A 214-nucleotide genomic window follows, 5' to 3' on the forward strand; every position below is an offset into this window, starting at 1 on the left:
TCAGTCAGCGTCCCGCCGAGGTCGAGGATCGCGCGGTTCCCGGGCACTGGGAGGGAGACTTAATCATTGGGTCGGGCCGTTCGGCGATCGGCACCCTAGTCGAGCGCTCCACCCGCTGTACGATGCTGCTGCACCTGCCGCGGATGGCCGGTTACGGTGTCATCGCCCCGGTCAAGAATGGCCCCGCTTTGGGCGGTTACGGCGCCGATGCCAT

1 protein-coding gene is annotated in these 214 nt (G+C 66.8%); it reads left to right on the forward strand.

Translation table 11 applies throughout. From position 1 onward, the window contains the following. The coding region (locus tag SKC42_RS27620; RefSeq protein WP_442932290.1) for a transposase at positions 1-214 on the forward strand (214 nt) is incomplete at both ends.

Source organism: Mycobacterium sp. 050134, assembly GCF_036409085.1.
Classification (GTDB): Bacteria; Actinomycetota; Actinomycetes; order Mycobacteriales; family Mycobacteriaceae; genus Mycobacterium.